Genomic DNA, 18,238 nt, shown 5'->3' with positions numbered 1-18,238 from the left:
TAGTTCCTTCTGATTTTAATGATTACAATGATTTATCTCAATACATAGTTGATAGTTCAAAACGATTGATATATCTTTAGAAAGAACTTATACCCTTAAAGGGAAGAAAATAAAATTAGGAAAGTAGCTGGTGTTCAGTTCATCTTATGCAAAAAATCAATGAAATAATTGTAGAAATAGAGAGAGACAAAGAGTGTATGGTTCAAAAATTACCCATACCCAATAAAAATGTACCTTTAGGACTTCCTGATGATCTAGAATTCTATTTGGAGAACTATCATTCTATTGTTTTCTTTCCAGAGGCTCCCTATTCGATAAAAATAGTGGGGCTAACAGAATTTGAAAGAGCCAATAAAGTACTTATAGGAGAAGAAAATAAGGAGGATATCAGCCATAATTGGTTTCTTATAGCTGATGATAGTAACTCTCAATATATCACCATTGATCTGTCAAAAGACAGATGGGGATATTGCTACGATAGCTTTTGGGATCGCTATGGAGTGGTAGGCGAGCAGGCTATTATTGCTAAGAGTTTTACAGAATTATTGGAGCGAATCTATGCTTGCAAAGGACAACAATGGTACTGGCTACAAGAAGATTTTATCTCATACGGAGATGCTTATGATGCTATATAATGTAGCACTGTACAATAATGAAAGTCAACGTTTATTTATAACAAACTATGAAAGACGAATTGTTTATATGGTTTATGACTACAGCACGCTGGAGAATAGGGGTGCCTCAGTTCTTTTACAATACTGATTATGAGACAAATAGAAAATTTTATAGATAGATTAGAAAAGGTTGTAAAGCCTAACTTACCTACTGATGAGCTTATTTCCTATGTGACAACAATTATCAAGGATGCAAGAGAACTTATCGCCTTTGGAGAGAAAAAATTAGCCTTAGATATTCTATTAGAAAATCTCATAGAAGAAAGGATATTGATAGACAAGGAAACGTTAGCTTTATTAGCTGATATTGATGATGAGGATATACAATCATCAGTAGCTTATTTAAGTGTTCTATTGAATAAATATTAAAAAGTTTTACTTTGAAAACAGATACTGTAAAACAAATTAAAACATGTGTTATAAAATTTCACAATTTTACAAACGAGATGTTAGTTTTGCTTATAGTGAAGCGCAAAATCCTATAAGTTGGTTAGATTTCTTTTCTGGAGAGAAATTGAATATTGAAGCATCTTTAGTTTTTATTGTAGATAGATTGGATACTTACCTTCACACATATGATATATTACCTACCATTGGGGCGCCTTTGGTAAGTAGTAGGTTCAGGAACTTATTTTTGCATTTAGTTGATAAAGAGGAAATAGAATTCTTCCCTGCTCATATAGTAGATAAGAAGGGAAACCATGATGATACTTTTTTTGCGTTGAATATTTTGCAGTTAATTCCTTGTTTGGACAAAGAAAAATCTATTTTTGAAATAGACGAAGATAACTATTATTCGATAAAGAAATGGTTTATAGAGACTCAAAAAATGGAATCCTATTCTATTGTACGGATGAAAGAACATAGCTCTTACATAATAGTATCTGAAGAGTTCAAGAATATTTGTGAAAGAGAAAAATTAAAAGGCTTTAATTTTACGGAAGAGGGCTATTCCATTTGGCGTTAAGCCCCGATGTGCCTAATGTATTGATAAGAGAACAATATCCCTATTACACAAACATAGAAAATTTGTAAGATCTGAGGGAACTTTTGTTTATATCGAACCTACTTTAAAGATAAGGATAAAGGGTTACAAAGTTTCAGCTAAAACCTTATAACCCTTTATTCTATAGTCCTTTATTTCTTAAAGAAGAGCAACAAAAAGTGTTTCCCCCTCTTTGCTGACAGCCGCTACTTTCTTAGCGGTAAGTCCCTTGATAGCCTTGTCCCATTTCTTATTGGAAAATTCGGTCTTAGCCTTAAGGTCTTCCAAAGGTAACTTGTTATCCTTTTTAAGGAGGTCAAGGATTAGTTTTTCGTCATCGGAGAGTTCTACTTCCTTGCGTTCAGGGCGCATCTGTGGGAAGAAGAGTACTTCCTGTATGGTCTCATTATTGGTTAGGAACATAATAAGCCTATCCATACCGATACCCAGCCCAGAAGTAGGTGGCATACCATACTCTAAGGCGCGGAGGAAGTCTTGGTCTATGAACATCGCCTCATCATCACCACGTTCGGAGAGCGCCATTTGTGCCTCAAAGCGTTCGCGCTGATCGATAGGGTCGTTTAGCTCGGAATAAGCATTGGCGATTTCCTTACCACATACCATGAGTTCAAAGCGCTCGGTGAGATTCTTGTCATTGCGGTGTTCCTTGGTAAGGGGTGACATCTCTTTAGGATAGTCGGTAATGAAGGTAGGTTGGATGAAGTTACCTTCGCATTTTTCTCCAAATATCTCATCAATGAGCTTGCCCTTGCCCATGGTATCATCTACTTCTATGCCAATGGATTGGGCAAAAACTCTGAGTTCGTCCTCGCTCTTTCCTGTGATGTCAAAGCCTGTAAAGCGTTTGATAGCTTCAGTCATGGTCACACGCGGATAAGGGGCTTTGAAATCCACTTCGTGCTTGCCAAAGGTTGTTTTGGTGGTGCCATTCACCGCCTTAGCACAATACTCCAAGAGGTTTTCGGTGAATTCCATCATCCAGTGGTAGTCCTTGTAAGCCACATATATTTCCATTCCTGTAAATTCAGGATTGTGGGTTCTGTCCATTCCCTCGTTGCGGAAGTTCTTGGCAAACTCATATACCCCATCAAAGCCCCCTACAATAAGGCGCTTGAGGTAGAGTTCGTTGGCAATACGCATATAGAGCGGGATATCCAAAGCATTGTGATGGGTAATAAATGGACGTGCAGAAGCTCCGCCAGGGATCGCCTGAAGGATAGGGGTTTCTACTTCTATATACCCATGATTGTTGAAGTACTCGCGCATCGCATTGAATAAGCGGTTACGCTTTAGGAATACTTCTTTCACCTGTGGATTCACTACCAAATCCACATAGCGCATACGATAACGCTGTTCTACATCGTTGAACTCATCGTGTACCTTTCCTTGGGCATCTACCTTAGGGAGCGGGAGCGGACGAAGGGTCTTACACAAGACTTTGAACTGCTTTACCTCAATGGATTTTTCGCCCATATTAGTCGTGAAGAGGGTACCTTCCACCCCGATAAAGTCGCCTAAGTCAAGGAGTTTTTTGAATACCTCATTATAGAGGGTCTTGTCCTCCCCAGGGCAGAGGTCATCGCGCTTAAAGTAGAGTTGTACGCGACCTGAGCTGTCCTGCAAGGTAGCGAAAGAGGCTTTCCCCTGAATACGGAAGGACATCAGGCGGCCTGCTACGACTACGTCCTTACCTTCTTCGTATTGGGTTTCTATGTCTTTAGCGAGGAAGTTCACAGGGAACAACTCAGCAGGATACGGATTAATACCTAATTCCCTAAGTTTGGCGAGCTTCTCTCGGCGGATAATTTCTTGTTCGGTCATGGTGTATAGATTTATGAGGGCAAAAATACAAAATAATGAGAAATGAGCAATGATAAAGGGCTAATTATTAACAATATTTTTTATTATGGGTAAATGTCCTTTTCCCCGAGCTATTTTCTCCAGAAACCACGGTGATCCCGCTAATTTGAATAGCAGCATGACCTATGGCTCGGAAATTCTCTGTAACTACTTTTATATTGGATTGCATAGCTTTTACTTTTCTTTAAAACAGGGTTGGTTGCCCATCATGGAATCGTACTTTTCCTAGATGCTTATAAGCAAGGTCAGTAACTTCTCTTCCGCGGGGGGTACGAATGATAAAGCCTTGTTGGATCAGGAAGGGTTCATAGACCTCTTCCAGGGTCTCGGCATTCTCAGAAACAGCAGTGGCAAGGGTAGTGATCCCCACAGGGCCGCCCTTGAACTTATCAATGATCGTAAGGAGGATCTTATTGTCCATTTCGTCCAAGCCGTGTGCATCTACATTGAGGGCTTTGAGGGCAAAGCGGGTGATTTCTATGTCAATCTTGCCATTGCCTTTGATTTGGGCAAAATCACGAACACGCCTTAGCAGTGCATTGGCAATACGAGGGGTGCCTCGGCTACGTCCGGCCAGCTCTATGGCCGCCTCTTCAGAGATGGGTACACCCAAGATATAAGCACTGCGCTGTAGGATAGTGGCCAGCAGTTCGGTAGTATAGTATTGTAGCCTACTTTGGATACCAAAACGTGCTCGCATAGGTGCGGTAAGCAAGCCCGAACGGGTAGTGGCGCCAATAAGGGTAAAGGGGTTGAGGCTGATCTGTACGGTACGGGCATTGGGGCCGGACTCTATCATGATGTCTATCTTGTAATCCTCCATAGCTGAATAGAGGTATTCCTCTACAATGGGGCTAAGGCGGTGAATTTCGTCAATAAAAAGCACATCACGTGGCTCTAAATTGGTTAGAAGTCCTGCCAAATCCCCAGGCTTGTCCAACACTGGGCCTGAGGTGATTTTGATACCTACCCCCAGCTCATTGGCCAAGATATTGGCAAGGGTCGTTTTCCCCAGTCCAGGAGGGCCATGGAAGAGGGTATGGTCGAGCGCTTCGCCACGGAGATTAGCTGCCTTGACGAATATTTTAAGGTTCTCCAGAATAGCCTCCTGCCCGGTAAAGTCTTCAAACGAGAGTGGCCGCAAGGCACGTTCTATATCCAACTCTTGGGGAGAAAGGTTGTTTTTTTCTGGATTTAGGTTTGCGTTCATAGAATCATTGGGTCAAATTAACCACGCCACAAAAGTACAATAAAATTCCTTAGAAAGCAAGTTTATAATATGCTTTTGAGGACTTCCCATGAGTGGGGAATCTTAAAGGAAGGTAGGTGCCAGCGGTAATAGTTCAGCAGTTGCTCCAAGAGGTCATTGCGCTCTGTTCGGCTCATTCTTAGCTGGCAGACTTCTTCCATGGAGTGGGTGAGAAAGAATTTCAAAAGTAGGCTTTCGCTCTCACTCATCAGGAAATGCCCATTGTGCATAGGGACAAATACCCCTGCTTCCAAATCAAAATAGGGGAGTTCTAAGGCATTTGTATTGGGCAGTACCCCTAAGTGGAAGGTAAGATCCGTGAGGAATTTCAGATGAAAGTTGGCAAAGTGTTCCGCCCTATCATACCATTGCAGGTTCTCCTCCCAAAAGGAAAAAAGGGAAGCATTTGCGACTTCCTCCTGTAACACTTGGCTGCCTATCTCGGAGAGAAAGAATAGGACAGAACTGCGGATTACACTCTGTTGCAGACTTTTATAGGGATAGCTGACCCTTACTTCCTTGATGTATTCCAAAGTACCATCTTGGCGATCGGTGGTGATAAGCTCCAGCTGACTTAAGGGTTGGAAGTAGGCCGGGGTAATGGCCTTTTTCTTATGCCTTAGTACGCCCTTGAGCAGGTAAGAGCGCACCCCCTGCTGTGTATAGCAACGTACGATAAGGCTCGTTTCTTGGAATTTAATAGCAGAAAGTACGATGGCCTTGGTCTGTATCATTGGGAGGGGAGTAGGGGATGTAGGTTGTTGTTCAGGGAGTCTGGGTTGCTAAGGAGCGTGCCGAGCTTGTCATCCAATTTTTCTTTGTTGAGAAAATTGATATAACGAATGACAGAGGCAAACGACTCTCGTATATCCCCAATGCCTTTTTGTACATCCTCCTTGCTCAGTTGAGGGTTTTCCTTTACTTCACTGGAGAGGCGGCGGACATAGGTTTCGAAGAGCTTCAGACGAGCCTTTATTTCATCTCGGCGGAGTTTTTCAGGGAAATTGTCCTTAGCCCATAGCTGTCGGAGTTCATCTTCTATTTGGAAAAGCCAGAAGTAGATGCTATTATAGGAACTCTTGATGTTTTTGGGGTTACTAAGGAGTTTTTCTCCGGATTTTTCTACTTCTTTATAGTATTTGATAGGTAGAAGTAGTTCCGAACGATAGAAAGAGATATAATCTTCCGCTACTTCTTGCTCATCATAGTTGATAGCAAAAGTATATTTGCCATATAGGGGAGTCTCTACCTGTATATCTACCTTCACCCAACCGTCATTTACAGCGGAGAGCTTGGTATAAGGTTCCAAGTGGTTAAGCGAGAGGCTATCCAAGCGTAGGAACTGCTCACGTATGATTTTTTTATCCTTTTGGCGCACTACCTCCAACTTTACTTTTTTTATTCCAGAGGAAGGGAACATACGCACCGAGAAAGTATAGGGAAGCTCCTTGAGCAAGAGTGTCTCCCAAGCAAAAGAGGAGACTTCATCGGCCTTGTGCTTGACGAACTTGTAGGCCGTATCGGAAGGAGACTCCAAGATGCGCCAATCCTGCATCAGATTTCCATTGGTCTGGATATTCTCTTTGGCATTAGGATAGAGCCGCTTATATACATAAAGCGAATCAGGATTGCTATGCTCCAAAAGGGAAACAGACTGCTGTTCAGGAGAGATACTCAGTAGGATTTGGTAGATGGTCTTCAGTTCGTACCAGTTACGTATATTTTCAGTAGCTTCTTCTGTGAGCTCTGGGTAAGTGTAGTTCTTGATATATACGGTTTTAGCCTCCTGAGTGTGGGCGACTTCTTTCTTTTTCTGTGGCTCACAGCTCAGCAGGCTTCCTATAAGGAGATATAGAATAATAATTCGTTTCATTTCAGATATTTGGAAATGAAGTATTTAGGTGGTTTTCTTTACATATTGGGTAAGGATTACAATCTGTTGCCCCTCTACTTTCCCTTCTATATATTGCGCATTTTCAGGGTCTAAGGCTATCTTGCGCACTACAGTACCCTGTTTGGCGACCATACTGCTCCCTTTGACTTTTAAGTCTTTGATAAGTACCACATTGTCTCCAGCAGAAAGTACAGCTCCATTGCTATCCTTATGAATGACTTTTTCGCCTTCTTCCAAGTGGTCATTAAGCGCTTGGGCAAAAGCCAATTCTTCCTCCGTAAGATATAGCATATTGAGCAAATCTAGAGACCATCCCTCCCCTTTGAGTCGGTTTAGCATACGCCAAGCCATCACTTTCACAGGGAGGTGCTCACTCCACATACTATCGTTCAGACAACGCCAATGGTTGCTGTCCATAGTTTCAGGGTTATTTATTTGGCTAATACATGTTTCACAAGCCAAAAGGCTATCATCTACGCCTCCAACCTTGGAGGGTGGTACTTGGTAGATACTTAGAGAAGTGGTGCTTCCACATAGTTCGCAACAGTTCCCACTGCGCTTTTTTAAATCATCTAATAACATTGAAGTTGTATTTTTGCCACATGGGGTTTACAAGCGGCAAAAATACAACTTTTAATTGTTAATTATCAATGGTTAATTGTTAATTTTGATAATTGAAGGGATTTAGCTCTAACCTTATTTCTTATTTACCTCATGTATAAGTATACCAATTAGCCCTAAGGAAGCGGCAGTTCCTATAGCAGCTTTTTCATTTACTTCAGAATAGAAAAACTTGTTAGGGGCTGGATCCTTAAAGACATTTCGAGAAAGCCCTTTCTTGCCGCAAGACTCCTCCCTGACATAGGCCATGACCTCTCCTTGTTTGTAATTGCCTATCTTTGAAATATAGAAGTTATTGTTGATTCGCTTTTCTTGATTATCAATACTATAAGTGATGATATTGTCAAATCTAATAGGGGAATTGTTGGCTGAGAAGTTTATCTCACGTTTCTCTATCTTTCCAGTAATCTTAAAAGGGAAATCACAAGTGGCGAAAGGGGCATTGATAATACCCTTGGTTGGGATTACCTTGAAAGTTTTAGGAGGAATGACCGATATGGGGTGGATTTGTTCATTGTAATTTACATAATCAAAGGCTTGGTCATTCTTTACGAAAAAAGATTTGTTCAAGTCTAAGACTAAGTCTTTGTCAGTCTTGTTATACACCATAAAAGTGACATTTCCATAGAGTTCCCAAAAATGATAGCTGATTCTACAATCTTCGTTCTCGAAATGTAAAGCCGAACCACTATTCTGAACTTCCGGAGTGGTAGAAGTTACGGTGTATACCTGGTACTTCATTGGACTACAGGAGCTTAGAACAACCATAGCTCCTAAAAATAAAAATATTTTTTTCATTAAATAATAAATTATAAGTTGCAAATTTATGTTTTCAAGGCTCTTAACCGTCCTTGAGATTGGCATCATCAATTTTCAATAATGACACAAATGTACGAATTTATTTTTTAAACAATCTATCTCTTAACTCAAAACTTAAAAACTCTCTCGGGAGTTACTACATAGTCCAAGGCGATATCGCCTTCTCTTACGTCTTCTATGAGAGGTTCAGGGGGGAAGAAAGAAAGTCCCACTTTGAGAGTATCTTTCTTGCATTCTTCTAAAAAGATGTCATAAAAACCTTTTCCATAGCCTACGCGGTTGCCCTTGGTATCATAAGCTAAGAGAGGTACAAAAACGACTTCGATCTCTTCACTCTTTATAGGAATTCCTCCTTGGGGTTCAGGGATATGCCATTTGTTATTGGCCTCTATCTGGGAAGGGTCGTAGCGAAAGTGTTCCATATGTACCGTCTCCATTAGGGTACGAGAAACGACCAGAGTCTTTTCACGCTCCTGCAAAAGGCGGATAAGGTGGCTGGTATCCACTTCTCCAAAAGAGATGATAGAAAGAAAGCTATGGAAAACCTGCTTATCCCAAATGGGAAGCCTCAAAGCCTGTTGGGCTATCTGCTGGCTCAAAAGAGCTTGTTGCTCAGCGGAAATGGTGGCTCGTTTTTGCTTGTAAAGGGTACGGAGGGCTTTCTTGTTCATATGTATTGTCCTGTATAGCTATTTTTGTTTTTCTTAATTTCCTCTGGGGTACCTGTGGCTACGAGGTTTCCTCCCAGTGCTCCACCTTCTCGGCCTAAGTCTATGATATAGTCGGCTCGGCGAATGACCTCTACATTGTGTTCTATCACGATAATAGAGTGCCCGCGCTCTATCAGCGCATTGAAGGAGCGTAGTAGCTTGCCTATATCGTGGAAGTGAAGCCCTGTGGTAGGCTCGTCAAAGATAAAGAGGGTTGGGGTTTCCTGATAGGACTTCACTAAGAAGGAAGCCAATTTGATACGTTGCGCTTCCCCACCTGAAAGGGTAGAAGAGGGTTGCCCTAAGGTTACATAGCCTAAACCTACCTCTTGCAAGGGGAGGAGCTTTTGGGCGATTTTTTCCTGCTTGTGCTGGGTAAAGAAAGCTACTGCATCGTCAATGGTGGTTTCCAATAGGTCGTGTATGTTCTTTCCTTGGAAAGTAACTTCCAGAATTTCAGGCTTGAAGCGCTTGCCATCACAGGCTTCACAAGTTAGGTGTACATCGGCCATGAACTGCATTTCTATAGTCACTTCGCCTTCCCCCTTGCAGGTCTCACAGCGCCCACCTTCGGTATTGAAAGAGAAGTGCTTGGCCGTATACCCACGCATCTTAGCGAGCTTCTGGGAGGCAAAGAGCTGACGAATATCATCATAAGCCTTGATATAAGTTACAGGATTGGAACGGGTGGACTTTCCTATGGGATTTTGATCGACAAACTCTACGCGCTTGATATGGGAGAACTTCCCGTCCATACTGCTGTACTCACCTATCTTGTCCGTAGGTTGTTCGAGCTTGCGCAAAAGGGCAGGGTAGAGGATATGCTTCACCAAGGTACTCTTGCCACTACCTGATACACCGGTTACTACCGTGAGCATATCCAAGGGGAAAGTAACATCTATATTCTTTAGATTATTGGCACGAGCGCCTTTGATTTCGATAAAGTGCTTGGAGGTACGCGCTTTTTTAGGTATTTCTATAGTGCGCCTACCGCTAAGGTATTCCCCCGTGAGGGTAGGAGCCTTGAGGAGTTCCTCATAGGTGCCTGTGGCGACCACTTCTCCGCCGAGGGTACCCGCTTCGGGGCCTATATCTATGATATAGTCGGCTGCTTTCATAATATCTTCATCGTGCTCCACGACGATGACGGTGTTGCCTATGTCTCTAAGGGATTCGAGTACGTGAATAAGGCGTTCCGTATCTTTAGGATGTAGCCCAATACTGGGTTCGTCCAAAATATACATGGAACCCACCAAACTACTCCCTAAGGAGGTGGCCAAGTTGATACGCTGACTCTCTCCCCCTGATAGACTATTGGACTTGCGGTTAAGGGTGAGGTAGCCCAAACCAACATCCAACAGATAGTGCAAGCGGTTGTGTATCTCTCTCAAGAGACGTTCGGCGACCTTCTGTTCGTAGGTCTTGAGCGATAGGCTATCAAAGAAAATGACCAAATCAGAAATTGGCATAGAGACCAAATCAGAAATGGATTTGCCTCCTACCCGAACATAATTGGCTTCAGGTCGGAGTCGCTTACCTCCACAGGCATAACAAGTCGTTTTACCGCGGTAGCGTGCCAACATCACTCGGTTTTGTATCTTATAGTTCTTTTCTTCCAATTCCTTGAAAAAGGCGGTAAGCCCTGTAAAATACTCATTGCCATCCCATACAAGCTGCTTTTGTGCTTCGGTAAGTTCGTACCAAGGGCGGTGGATAGGGAAGTCAAACTTATAGGCGTTATTGACCAACTGATCTCTGAACCACGACATGGTCTCCCCACGCCAAGGATAGATCGCGTTGTCATATATCGAAAGGGAGGTATTGGGTACGATGAGTGTCTCATCAAGCCCTATGGTATCACCATAACCCTCACATACAGGACAAGCGCCATAGGGGTTGTTGAAGCTAAAGAGATGCACATTAGGCTCCAAGAAAGTAATCCCATCCGCTTCAAACTGGTTGGAGAAGTGATGTTCCTCTCCTGTGGTCAAGTCCTCTACAGAGCAAACGCCTTTTCCCTCGAAGAAGGCGGTACTTACCGAGTCGGCCAAGCGCTGGGCGGTCTCTTCCTCGTGATCTACTACAATGCGCTCTACCACCAACTGAAAGTCACTTTTGACATTCTTGAAATCCAAGTCACTCAGGCGCACCACTTCCCCTTGATACTTGATACGGACATATCCCTGCTCTTCCAATAGGCGGAGTGTCTGCTCGTAGGTACGTCCTGTACTAAGGGTAATCGGGGAGAGCAGTAATAGCTTGTGTTCATCAGGGAAGGAAAGGATAAAGTCTACCACATCGGAGACGGTATCTTTCTTGACCTCTCTGCCCGATATAGGGGAAAAGGTATGCCCCACCCGAGCAAAGAGTAGTTTTAGGTAGTCATACACCTCGGTAGAGGTACCCACTGTGGAGCGAGGGTTGCTGGTATTGACCTTCTGCTCAATAGCGATAGCAGGGGAGATGTTCTCAATGAAATCCACCTTAGGCTTGTCCAACCTACCCAAGAACTGACGGGCATAGGAACTTAGGCTTTCTACATAGCGGCGTTGCCCTTCCGCATAGAGGGTATCGAAAGCCAATGTGGATTTTCCAGAGCCTGAAAGCCCTGTTACCACCACTAATTTCCCTTTGGGAATAGCTACACTGATGTCTTTAAGATTATGTAATTTAGCTCCTTTGATAAGGATTTGTTCTTCTTTCATTTTTTTTATTTTTCACTATTCATCCACATACCCAGCTCCATGTATTCGCTGGCTTTACTCTTCACTTTCTTGGTACCACTGGGCATACTTTACATACGCATTAGCAATACGATTGATTTCTCCTTCGGTGAGTTCAGGGGAGATGTCCTTAATCTTTTTGGCAGGGACTCCCGCCCATACTTCGCCCGATCCTATATGAGTACCTTTGGTAACTACGGCACCTGCTGCCACGATGGAGTTACTCTCCACTACACAGCCATCCAAGACGATGGCTCCCATACCGATAAGGACATTGTCCTTAAGGGTACAGCCGTGTATGATGGCATTGTGCCCTATAGAGACATTGTTGCCGATAGTGGTAGAGGTTTTCTGATAGGTACAATGTACCATCACATTGTCCTGTATATTTACCTTGTTGCCAATGACAATAGCATTCACATCGCCCCGAAGGACGGCATTGTACCATATACTACAATCCTCTCCGAGAGTAACCTCACCAATAAGGACAGCAGTCTCGGCTATAAATACGTTTTTTCCTATAATGGGGGCTTTCCCCCTAAGTTCTCTTATGATAGGCATATGCTATTATGTTAGTTACGATATATTATTCCTCTATAATACCTAGTTTTTTCATTAGAAAAGTTGCGTTTTTGTTCTTGCATACTCCATCTCGCAGCTTATAATCGAAGGTGAGTTCCCCTTTGCTGATTTCAGACTCAAAGCATTTGTTTTGCAGGAGCTCAGGATAATGATTTGTTAGGTTACACACTTCGATATCGTGGGTGGCAAGCACTCCTAAGGCTTTGAGCGAAAGTAGCTTCTCGATGATTTTAATAGTTCCGTGTTGCTTGTCTTCGGAGTTCGTACCTCTGAGCACTTCATCGAGGAGGACAAAACAGCGCTCACGTTGTAGGGTATCCACGATTTGTTGAATACGGTTGATTTCAGCAAAGAAGTACGACTTACCATCACTTAGGGAGTCTGATAAGCGCATAGAAGCCAACAAACGTAATGGGTGTACTACTGCCTTACGCGCACATACAGGCAAACCTACTAAAGTAAGCAGCATATTGACCCCTAAGGTGCGCAAAAAAGTACTTTTCCCAGACATATTGGAGCCTGTAAGTAGCACAAAAGCCTGCTCACTGAGGGCTATATCATTGGTAATGCGCTCTTCTTTACGGATAAGCGGGTGACCTACGCCCTCAAAGGTAACCTTATACTCTTGGTTGAGTGTAGGATAAGCAAACTCAGGGTGGTTGTAACTGAAGTTAGCGAAGCTACAAAGCACCTCAGTGTCAGCGACAGACTCTAACCATTGAGTAACTTCTCCTCCGTGAAGGGCTTTCCACTGAAGTAGGCTGCCATATCGGTGGAGGTGATAGAAGGTAAGTATATTTAAGGGGATAGATACGAGGATATTCGCGACACTGTCCAAATCATCCAATAGGCGGGAAAGCTGGGCTATATGGCTACTCGCTTGCTTATTTTTATCAGGAAAGCGCCTCTCTACCTGTGCGATGCACTCTTTGAAAGCATACAAAATGGCATAAGTACGCTCAAAACCAAGTTTTTCTTGGGTGATACGTCCGATAAAGAAAAAAAAGACCAACAAATGTACAGATATTAAAACCTTAGCAATTAAGGTAGCGCCCTCAAAGTTTCCTACATAACCTAGCAAAAGGCTTATGACAAGCAAGATAGGTGATAGGATAATGAACACACGGGTAAGCTTACTAAGCCTTTTTGCAGGAGCGTTTGCCCATTGGTGTAGCTTGGTATAGAAATCCTCACTATCGTCAATTTGTTGGGCGTATGCCATAAAGGTTTGTCTCCAATTTAGGTCAGGAGTAAGGGCTTGGATTTGGGCTTGAGTGTGTATAATTTCATCAGTAGAGGGGTGGAGCAAACGCTCAGCTAAGAGCTTCCTGCCTAAGAAGGTATGAGTACGATTAATATACTGATAGAGTGAGCGCTCACCAAGTATGTCCAAATCATAGGCGTAAGGGTGGTTATCTTCCTCAAAGGCTTTTCCGTTGTCAGCAAAAAAGGTGTGATGCGTCAGGAAGTCTATTTCTTGCTCATTAATGCGTATCTTTGCTTTGGCAATAGCCCTAAGAGTGCTTATTTTTTTATGCCTTACCACCAGCAGAAGAAAGGAAACAATAGCAAGCAGAGAAGCTACAGCCATTATAAGAGAGGGCTCCTGAATAAGGCAATATACCAAAGCTATGATACCTCCCATCACAAGAAGTCGTAACAGCCCCATACGATTGTATTGATCATTAAGGTTATTATACTCTTTTTGGGCTGAAGCTAAGCTTTCATTATACGTAGGTATCATATTTTGGGCTATTAATATTAAGGTTGAATCAATCTTGTTTTTTTACACACTTGCTATTTATAGGCTATCTGTTACTCCTTTTATTTTGTCTTAAATCTTTCTGGAGCTTCTAAATATATTTGCATCACCTCCTCATAGCGCGCATAGCACCGCTCCACAAAGGCTTGTATTTTAGGCTTTAGCGCTTCAAGGGTACCTTTTGCTTCAAATTTTTCATAGGTATCACCTCCGTGACCAGTTACCAAATACCCTAATATATCTACCTCATTATCTATATATTGGTAAAATAAACAAAGGTCTAATAAGTCTATATCCTTTTCGTTTAGATATTCTTCTTTCCAAAGGAGCGAAAGATATTTTTCATACGGATAATAATCCCTTATGTCATTGCTATAATAGTCTTCACTTATGATATTTGCTATTTCTTCTCTATCTATTAGGCGTGCTCGGTAGTCCTCATAAAGTTCGTTGATGAACTTATCTACCTCTGAGTAGGCGGTATGATAGAATTTGTTGAAGATACTTATGAGCTTGCCTACACTATCAAACTCTTGACTTTTACATATACTTAGCTCATCAGTAGCTATACACAAGGCTTCGTAATCACAACGCAGGTAATCCCTCCATACGGTGAACCTTTTTAGGTGCGTTTCGGTTTCGAAATCCACCACTACGCCCTCGTTATCCTCCCCGAAAAACCTTAGGTTCTCTTCGGGGATTTTCTTTTCAAGTACTTCTTTTATAAAGGGTTCTACATCAATCATAGATAAGGGGTTTATTAGGGGACAAATACATCATAGATAATAACTTCCTTAACCCCATCGTTCATATAGCACGAAAGAGCAAGCATTAGGTCACTTCTTCCCTCTTCTTTTGGACTCATTTTGCTAGCTAATTGTTTAGCTCCCCATTTTTGAGTAAAAAATAAGTAGTCTCATAAGCAGAAATACACTCTTTCATCAGTTTTTCGTCAGGATTTTTGATCTTGAACTGTTGATAAAAGAGAGGAAATTCTGTGGTGGGCTGCTGAGCTTCTGGCTTTATCTCGTATTGTATTTGCTCTCTTAGAGGTTTGATGATGGAAAGGAAATCAGGGGTGAGGTACCCTAGCTCACGATACGTAGCTATATAAGCGCGCGGCTGGTAAAACCCGCTAAAAATATCTTGTCCTAAAAATTTGCTCTCGTAAGAAAAGTTCAGGAGCCCCATTACGGTAGGCATCACATCTATTTGAGAAACGAGGGTATCCACGCGCTTTGCCTCTAAGAAGTCCGCATAAATAAGGCAGGGAATACGATACCTATCCAAAGGCAATTCGGTACGCCCAGCACTTGAAGCGCAGTGGTCGGAAACAATCACAAATACCGTATCCTTAAACCATGCTTCTTTTTTAGCCAATTCAAAGAAGAGTTTGAGTGCATAGTCGGTATACTTAACCCCACCACTACGCGACTTAGCGGTGCCAGGAATATCAATACGACCTTCAGGATAGGTAAAAGGGCGGTGGTTGCTCACGGTCATCCAGTGGTTAAAGAAGGGTTTGCCTGTTTTTGCTTGGGCGTTCATTTCCTTAATGGCTTTGCGCGCCATATCCTCATCACTTACCCCCCAAATGTTGGCAAAGGTAATCTCCTCAGGAGTGAAGTTATCTCTATCTATGATATCGTAGCCGTTACCTGCGAAGAAGTCCTTCATATTGTCAAAATAGCTATACCCCCCGTAGAGGTATTTCACGCTATACCCTTTGGACTTGAAGACACTCCCCGTGGTGAATTTGTTCTTGTTATCCTTGCGCTTAACGATACTCTCCCCGGGGGTAGGTGGTAGACAAAGGGTCAGCGCTTCCAACCCACGTACAGTACGGTTACCCGTAGCATATAAGTTGGTCAGGAAGATACTCTTTTGTGCTAAGCTATCGAGGAATGGAGTGATGCCCTCTGTATTGCCATAAGTAGCCATAAACTCCGCAGAGAGGCTCTCTACAGAGATAAGCACCACATTCTTATGCTGCTCGCTGCCTTCTCCTTCTACAAAATAAGGGAGTTTACTAATGGAAAAATAGTCTCGTACGCCACAGCTGGGGACTGGAGGCTCTCCTGTCGATGTTTTAAAATGCCTCAAAAAGGTGGTTCTTGCTTCCTCTTCGGGCAGGGTGGGGTAGAACTGAAAGAAATCCAACTCGCTATGGGTGAAAGCGTAATAGAACTTATAGACCCCATTGGCTCGTATCTCCTGAACAAATACGTTGTTGGACTTGATATCGTCAAACTTGGGGGTAGCCCACAAGCTCAAGAGGAACAATGCCACATAGCTTCCCAATAACAAGCCTTTTTCTTTAAGGCTGGGGATGGTCTCAAGGGTAGCTATTGTTTTTTTATAGAGGAAAATAGTCAGCGCAAGTACCACGACAAATACCCCTGAGAAGAGCGGTACTACAGGGTAACTCTCCATAATATTTCCGATAACCTCCGTGGTGTAGATCAGGTAATCCACGGCAATAAAGTTGTACCGTATCCCGAACTCATTCCAGAAGAAATATTCGCTAACGGCATTCATCACTATAGCAAAGGTATAGATAAATAGAGTAATGAAATAGAGTACATTACGCACTTGCTTGCGCCACTTACCCGCAAAGAGCATCGCTGCAAAGCAAAGGGTCTTTGCCCCAAAGAAGTACAGGGCAATTTCCTCTACCGAGCCCCCATATTGGTAGAAAATATTATTGGGGACAAACTCTATATAACCCAAGAGCAAGAGCATTGCCCCAAGGATAATATAGCCATAAGGCTTTTGGTATTTTATATTCGCAATAAAAAGGAAGTAAAGCACCAAAATACTATTAGCCAAGATGATAACAAACGCATCGTTCAAGGTACCCACCAAAAGCATTCCCAAGATTTGACCTAATGAAAAAGAGGTGGTGGTAATGGGATGTCCCATAAAGATGATTCTAAGAATCAAAGAGATAATTATATATAAACCACCTACATAGAGGAAAGGTCGGAGCTTGCTAAGCCATATTTTCATAGCGATAAATTTTTGTGTGCAAATATACAACAAACAAATGAATAAGTGGCTATCTTGGAAATAATTCTTATTTTTGCCCCCAAAAAGAGAGGTAATGCTTATTGTAGAAAATATATCTTATGCCTATGCCGACACCCAAGTGCTTGAGAATATTCACTTTAGCCTCGCCCCAGGGGAGCTACTTTCCATAGTGGGAGCGAGTGGTTCGGGCAAATCGACCTTGCTCAAGGCTGTCTATGGTTTGTTTGACCTTCCTCAAGGAAAGATTTCTTGGAAGGGAACGCCAGTCTTAGGTCCAGCTTACAACCTACTGCCTGGCTTCCCCCAGATGAAGTACTTAGCGCAGGATTTCGGTCTGATGCCTTATATGACGGTGGAGGAAAATGTGGGGAAGTACCTCTCCAACTTAGACCTACCTAAGAAGCGAGCCCGTATAGCCGAGCTTTTGGAGATGATCCTCATGCAGGACTATGCCAAGGTAAAACCTATTTTCCTTAGTGGTGGCCAGCAACAACGGGTGGGCTTGGCCAAGGCGCTGGCACAGGCTCCAGAGGTACTTCTTTTGGACGAACCCTTTAGCCAAACCGATAGCTTTCTAAAGCATCATATCCGGCAAAACCTTTTTGACTTTGTCAAGGAACACCATATTACCACCCTCATAGCGACTCATGAGAGCCAAGAAGCCTTGGGCTTCTCTGACAAGATTATGGTCATAAAAGAGGGCAAACAGCTACTTATCGACACCCCTGAGAGCGTATATTATACTCAAAATGAATACATAGCTTCGCTTTTTGACATTGTCAATAAGCTAAGTGTACAAGGGGAGCCCCGCCTGTATTATCCTCATCAGATCCACATAGTGCCACAGTCCTGCTGGCAAGTAGAAGTGGAGCAATGTTTTTTTCAAGGTGGCTATTACCTGTTGCGCTGCAAGGCAGCACAAGGAACCATCTATGTAAAGCATACTGAAAGCGTAGAGAAAGAAAAAAAAGTTTGCTTAGAAATAGGTAGTTAATAAAAAAAGTTGTATATTTGCCCCACTAAAAAAGAGAAAAGATTATGACTGCATTTTTCAAAGGCATCAAGTACTTTTTTGAAGAAATAGCTTTTGCACCTTATGACTATCTAAGACACTTAGAGCTTTCTTCTTGGTGGGGAGCCAACATCGCTACTTGGATTATGATAGTGGTCTTGTTTGGCTTTTTCTTCTATTGGGTAAAACAATTGATAAAATTCTCAAAAGAAGGAACAGAACGCACCGATGTTACTGCTCATTCTTACTTCAAATAAAAGGAAGCTGCCTGAACAATGGTATCAAAGCGACTTGAG

17 protein-coding genes are annotated in these 18,238 nt (G+C 42.6%); 5 read left to right on the top strand and 12 right to left on the bottom strand.

What is annotated here, in order from left to right:
• The first annotated feature begins 146 nt into the window (after positions 1 to 146).
• The 3 genes from HMPREF1551_RS00110 to HMPREF1551_RS00100 all read left to right on the top strand — a co-directional run bounded on the left by HMPREF1551_RS00110 (position 147) and on the right by HMPREF1551_RS00100 (position 1,641).
• Positions 147 to 635 carry an SMI1/KNR4 family protein gene (locus tag HMPREF1551_RS00110; protein WP_021626939.1) on the top strand — a complete coding sequence of 163 codons (489 nt, stop codon included), beginning with the start codon at positions 147 to 149 and terminating at the stop codon, positions 633 to 635.
• A gap of 129 nt (positions 636 to 764) precedes the next feature.
• A complete protein-coding gene (locus tag HMPREF1551_RS00105) occupies positions 765 to 1,043 on the top strand; it encodes a hypothetical protein (protein WP_021626938.1) in 279 nt (92 codons plus the stop codon).
• A gap of 43 nt (positions 1,044 to 1,086) precedes the next feature.
• Complete coding sequence (locus HMPREF1551_RS00100; protein ID WP_021626937.1) at positions 1,087 to 1,641, top strand: imm11 family protein; 555 nt, start codon at positions 1,087 to 1,089, stop codon at positions 1,639 to 1,641.
• Between the two features lie 177 nt (positions 1,642 to 1,818).
• On the opposite strand, the gene lysS is transcribed toward HMPREF1551_RS00100, so the two are convergent.
• From lysS to HMPREF1551_RS00040, 12 genes are all read right to left on the bottom strand, one after another.
• Positions 1,819 to 3,501 (bottom strand): lysine--tRNA ligase, encoded by a 1,683-nt coding sequence (gene lysS / locus HMPREF1551_RS00095; RefSeq protein WP_021626936.1) that lies wholly within the window; start codon positions 3,499 to 3,501, stop codon positions 1,819 to 1,821.
• A 223-nt stretch (positions 3,502 to 3,724) separates the two neighbouring features.
• A complete protein-coding gene (gene ruvB, locus HMPREF1551_RS00090; protein WP_021626934.1) occupies positions 3,725 to 4,750 on the bottom strand; it encodes a Holliday junction branch migration DNA helicase RuvB in 1,026 nt (341 codons plus the stop codon).
• A 62-nt stretch (positions 4,751 to 4,812) separates the two neighbouring features.
• On the bottom strand, positions 4,813 to 5,523 hold the full coding sequence (recO, locus tag HMPREF1551_RS00085; RefSeq protein WP_021626933.1) for a DNA repair protein RecO: 711 nt from the start codon (positions 5,521 to 5,523) through the stop codon (positions 4,813 to 4,815).
• The gene (locus HMPREF1551_RS00080) at positions 5,520 to 6,662 is read right to left on the bottom strand and encodes a hypothetical protein (RefSeq protein ID WP_021626932.1); all 1,143 of its coding nucleotides are present in this window, start codon (positions 6,660 to 6,662) and stop codon (positions 5,520 to 5,522) included. The genes recO and HMPREF1551_RS00080 overlap by 4 nt, the downstream gene beginning before the upstream one ends.
• Before the next feature lie 24 nt (positions 6,663 to 6,686).
• Positions 6,687 to 7,265 carry a PhnA domain-containing protein gene (locus tag HMPREF1551_RS00075; RefSeq protein WP_021626931.1) on the bottom strand — a complete coding sequence of 193 codons (579 nt, stop codon included), beginning with the start codon at positions 7,263 to 7,265 and terminating at the stop codon, positions 6,687 to 6,689.
• A gap of 114 nt (positions 7,266 to 7,379) precedes the next feature.
• Entirely contained in the window at positions 7,380 to 8,102 is a 723-nt protein-coding gene (locus HMPREF1551_RS00070) for a membrane lipoprotein lipid attachment site-containing protein (RefSeq protein ID WP_034543932.1), read from the bottom strand.
• Positions 8,103 to 8,230: 128 nt separating this feature from the next.
• On the bottom strand, positions 8,231 to 8,794 hold the full coding sequence (locus tag HMPREF1551_RS00065; protein WP_021626929.1) for a 5-formyltetrahydrofolate cyclo-ligase: 564 nt from the start codon (positions 8,792 to 8,794) through the stop codon (positions 8,231 to 8,233).
• Positions 8,791 to 11,538 carry an excinuclease ABC subunit UvrA gene (gene uvrA / locus HMPREF1551_RS00060; RefSeq protein WP_021626928.1) on the bottom strand — a complete coding sequence of 916 codons (2,748 nt, stop codon included), beginning with the start codon at positions 11,536 to 11,538 and terminating at the stop codon, positions 8,791 to 8,793. Before uvrA ends, HMPREF1551_RS00065 begins: the two co-directional genes overlap by 4 nt.
• Positions 11,539 to 11,592: 54 nt before the next feature.
• Entirely contained in the window at positions 11,593 to 12,117 is a 525-nt protein-coding gene (locus HMPREF1551_RS00055; RefSeq protein ID WP_021626927.1) for a gamma carbonic anhydrase family protein, read from the bottom strand.
• A 25-nt stretch (positions 12,118 to 12,142) separates the two neighbouring features.
• Positions 12,143 to 13,882 carry a MutS-related protein gene (locus HMPREF1551_RS00050; RefSeq protein WP_021626926.1) on the bottom strand — a complete coding sequence of 580 codons (1,740 nt, stop codon included), beginning with the start codon at positions 13,880 to 13,882 and terminating at the stop codon, positions 12,143 to 12,145.
• 80 nt (positions 13,883 to 13,962) lie between these two features.
• Complete coding sequence (locus HMPREF1551_RS00045) at positions 13,963 to 14,646, bottom strand: hypothetical protein (protein WP_021626925.1); 684 nt, start codon at positions 14,644 to 14,646, stop codon at positions 13,963 to 13,965.
• Positions 14,647 to 14,773: 127 nt separating this feature from the next.
• Positions 14,774 to 16,909: an LTA synthase family protein gene (locus HMPREF1551_RS00040; RefSeq protein WP_021626924.1), complete on the bottom strand. Its 2,136-nt coding sequence runs from the start codon at positions 16,907 to 16,909 to the stop codon at positions 14,774 to 14,776.
• Positions 16,910 to 17,003: 94 nt separating this feature from the next.
• On the opposite strand from HMPREF1551_RS00040, the gene HMPREF1551_RS00035 reads away from it, so the two are divergent.
• Both HMPREF1551_RS00035 and HMPREF1551_RS00030 read left to right on the top strand, forming a co-directional pair.
• On the top strand, positions 17,004 to 17,924 hold the full coding sequence (locus tag HMPREF1551_RS00035; RefSeq protein WP_021626923.1) for an ABC transporter ATP-binding protein: 921 nt from the start codon (positions 17,004 to 17,006) through the stop codon (positions 17,922 to 17,924).
• Between the two features lie 44 nt (positions 17,925 to 17,968).
• On the top strand, positions 17,969 to 18,199 hold the full coding sequence (locus HMPREF1551_RS00030) for a DUF6341 family protein (RefSeq protein ID WP_021626922.1): 231 nt from the start codon (positions 17,969 to 17,971) through the stop codon (positions 18,197 to 18,199).
• Positions 18,200 to 18,238 lie beyond the last annotated feature (39 nt).

Origin of the sequence: Capnocytophaga sp. oral taxon 863 str. F0517 (assembly GCF_000466425.1) — a bacterium.
Taxonomy (GTDB): domain Bacteria; phylum Bacteroidota; class Bacteroidia; order Flavobacteriales; family Flavobacteriaceae; genus Capnocytophaga.
This window is presented reverse-complemented; position numbering and strand designations above follow the sequence as displayed.

What these genes read in the sequence shown, in the direction of transcription:
- HMPREF1551_RS00110 (WP_021626939.1), top strand. Translation starts at nt 147, where the DNA reads ATGCAAAAAATCAATGAAATAATTGTAGAAATAGAGAGAGACAAAGAG.
- HMPREF1551_RS00105 (WP_021626938.1), top strand. Translation starts at nt 765, where the DNA reads ATGAGACAAATAGAAAATTTTATAGATAGATTAGAAAAGGTTGTAAAG.
- HMPREF1551_RS00100 (WP_021626937.1), top strand. Translation starts at nt 1,087, where the DNA reads ATGTGTTATAAAATTTCACAATTTTACAAACGAGATGTTAGTTTTGCT.
- lysS (WP_021626936.1), bottom strand. Translation starts at nt 3,501, where the DNA reads ATGACCGAACAAGAAATTATCCGCCGAGAGAAGCTCGCCAAACTTAGG.
- ruvB (WP_021626934.1), bottom strand. Translation starts at nt 4,750, where the DNA reads ATGAACGCAAACCTAAATCCAGAAAAAAACAACCTTTCTCCCCAAGAG.
- recO (WP_021626933.1), bottom strand. Translation starts at nt 5,523, where the DNA reads ATGATACAGACCAAGGCCATCGTACTTTCTGCTATTAAATTCCAAGAA.
- HMPREF1551_RS00080 (WP_021626932.1), bottom strand. Translation starts at nt 6,662, where the DNA reads ATGAAACGAATTATTATTCTATATCTCCTTATAGGAAGCCTGCTGAGC.
- HMPREF1551_RS00075 (WP_021626931.1), bottom strand. Translation starts at nt 7,265, where the DNA reads ATGTTATTAGATGATTTAAAAAAGCGCAGTGGGAACTGTTGCGAACTA.
- HMPREF1551_RS00070 (WP_034543932.1), bottom strand. Translation starts at nt 8,102, where the DNA reads ATGAAAAAAATATTTTTATTTTTAGGAGCTATGGTTGTTCTAAGCTCC.
- HMPREF1551_RS00065 (WP_021626929.1), bottom strand. Translation starts at nt 8,794, where the DNA reads ATGAACAAGAAAGCCCTCCGTACCCTTTACAAGCAAAAACGAGCCACC.
- uvrA (WP_021626928.1), bottom strand. Translation starts at nt 11,538, where the DNA reads ATGAAAGAAGAACAAATCCTTATCAAAGGAGCTAAATTACATAATCTT.
- HMPREF1551_RS00055 (WP_021626927.1), bottom strand. Translation starts at nt 12,117, where the DNA reads ATGCCTATCATAAGAGAACTTAGGGGGAAAGCCCCCATTATAGGAAAA.
- HMPREF1551_RS00050 (WP_021626926.1), bottom strand. Translation starts at nt 13,882, where the DNA reads ATGATACCTACGTATAATGAAAGCTTAGCTTCAGCCCAAAAAGAGTAT.
- HMPREF1551_RS00045 (WP_021626925.1), bottom strand. Translation starts at nt 14,646, where the DNA reads ATGATTGATGTAGAACCCTTTATAAAAGAAGTACTTGAAAAGAAAATC.
- HMPREF1551_RS00040 (WP_021626924.1), bottom strand. Translation starts at nt 16,909, where the DNA reads ATGAAAATATGGCTTAGCAAGCTCCGACCTTTCCTCTATGTAGGTGGT.
- HMPREF1551_RS00035 (WP_021626923.1), top strand. Translation starts at nt 17,004, where the DNA reads ATGCTTATTGTAGAAAATATATCTTATGCCTATGCCGACACCCAAGTG.
- HMPREF1551_RS00030 (WP_021626922.1), top strand. Translation starts at nt 17,969, where the DNA reads ATGACTGCATTTTTCAAAGGCATCAAGTACTTTTTTGAAGAAATAGCT.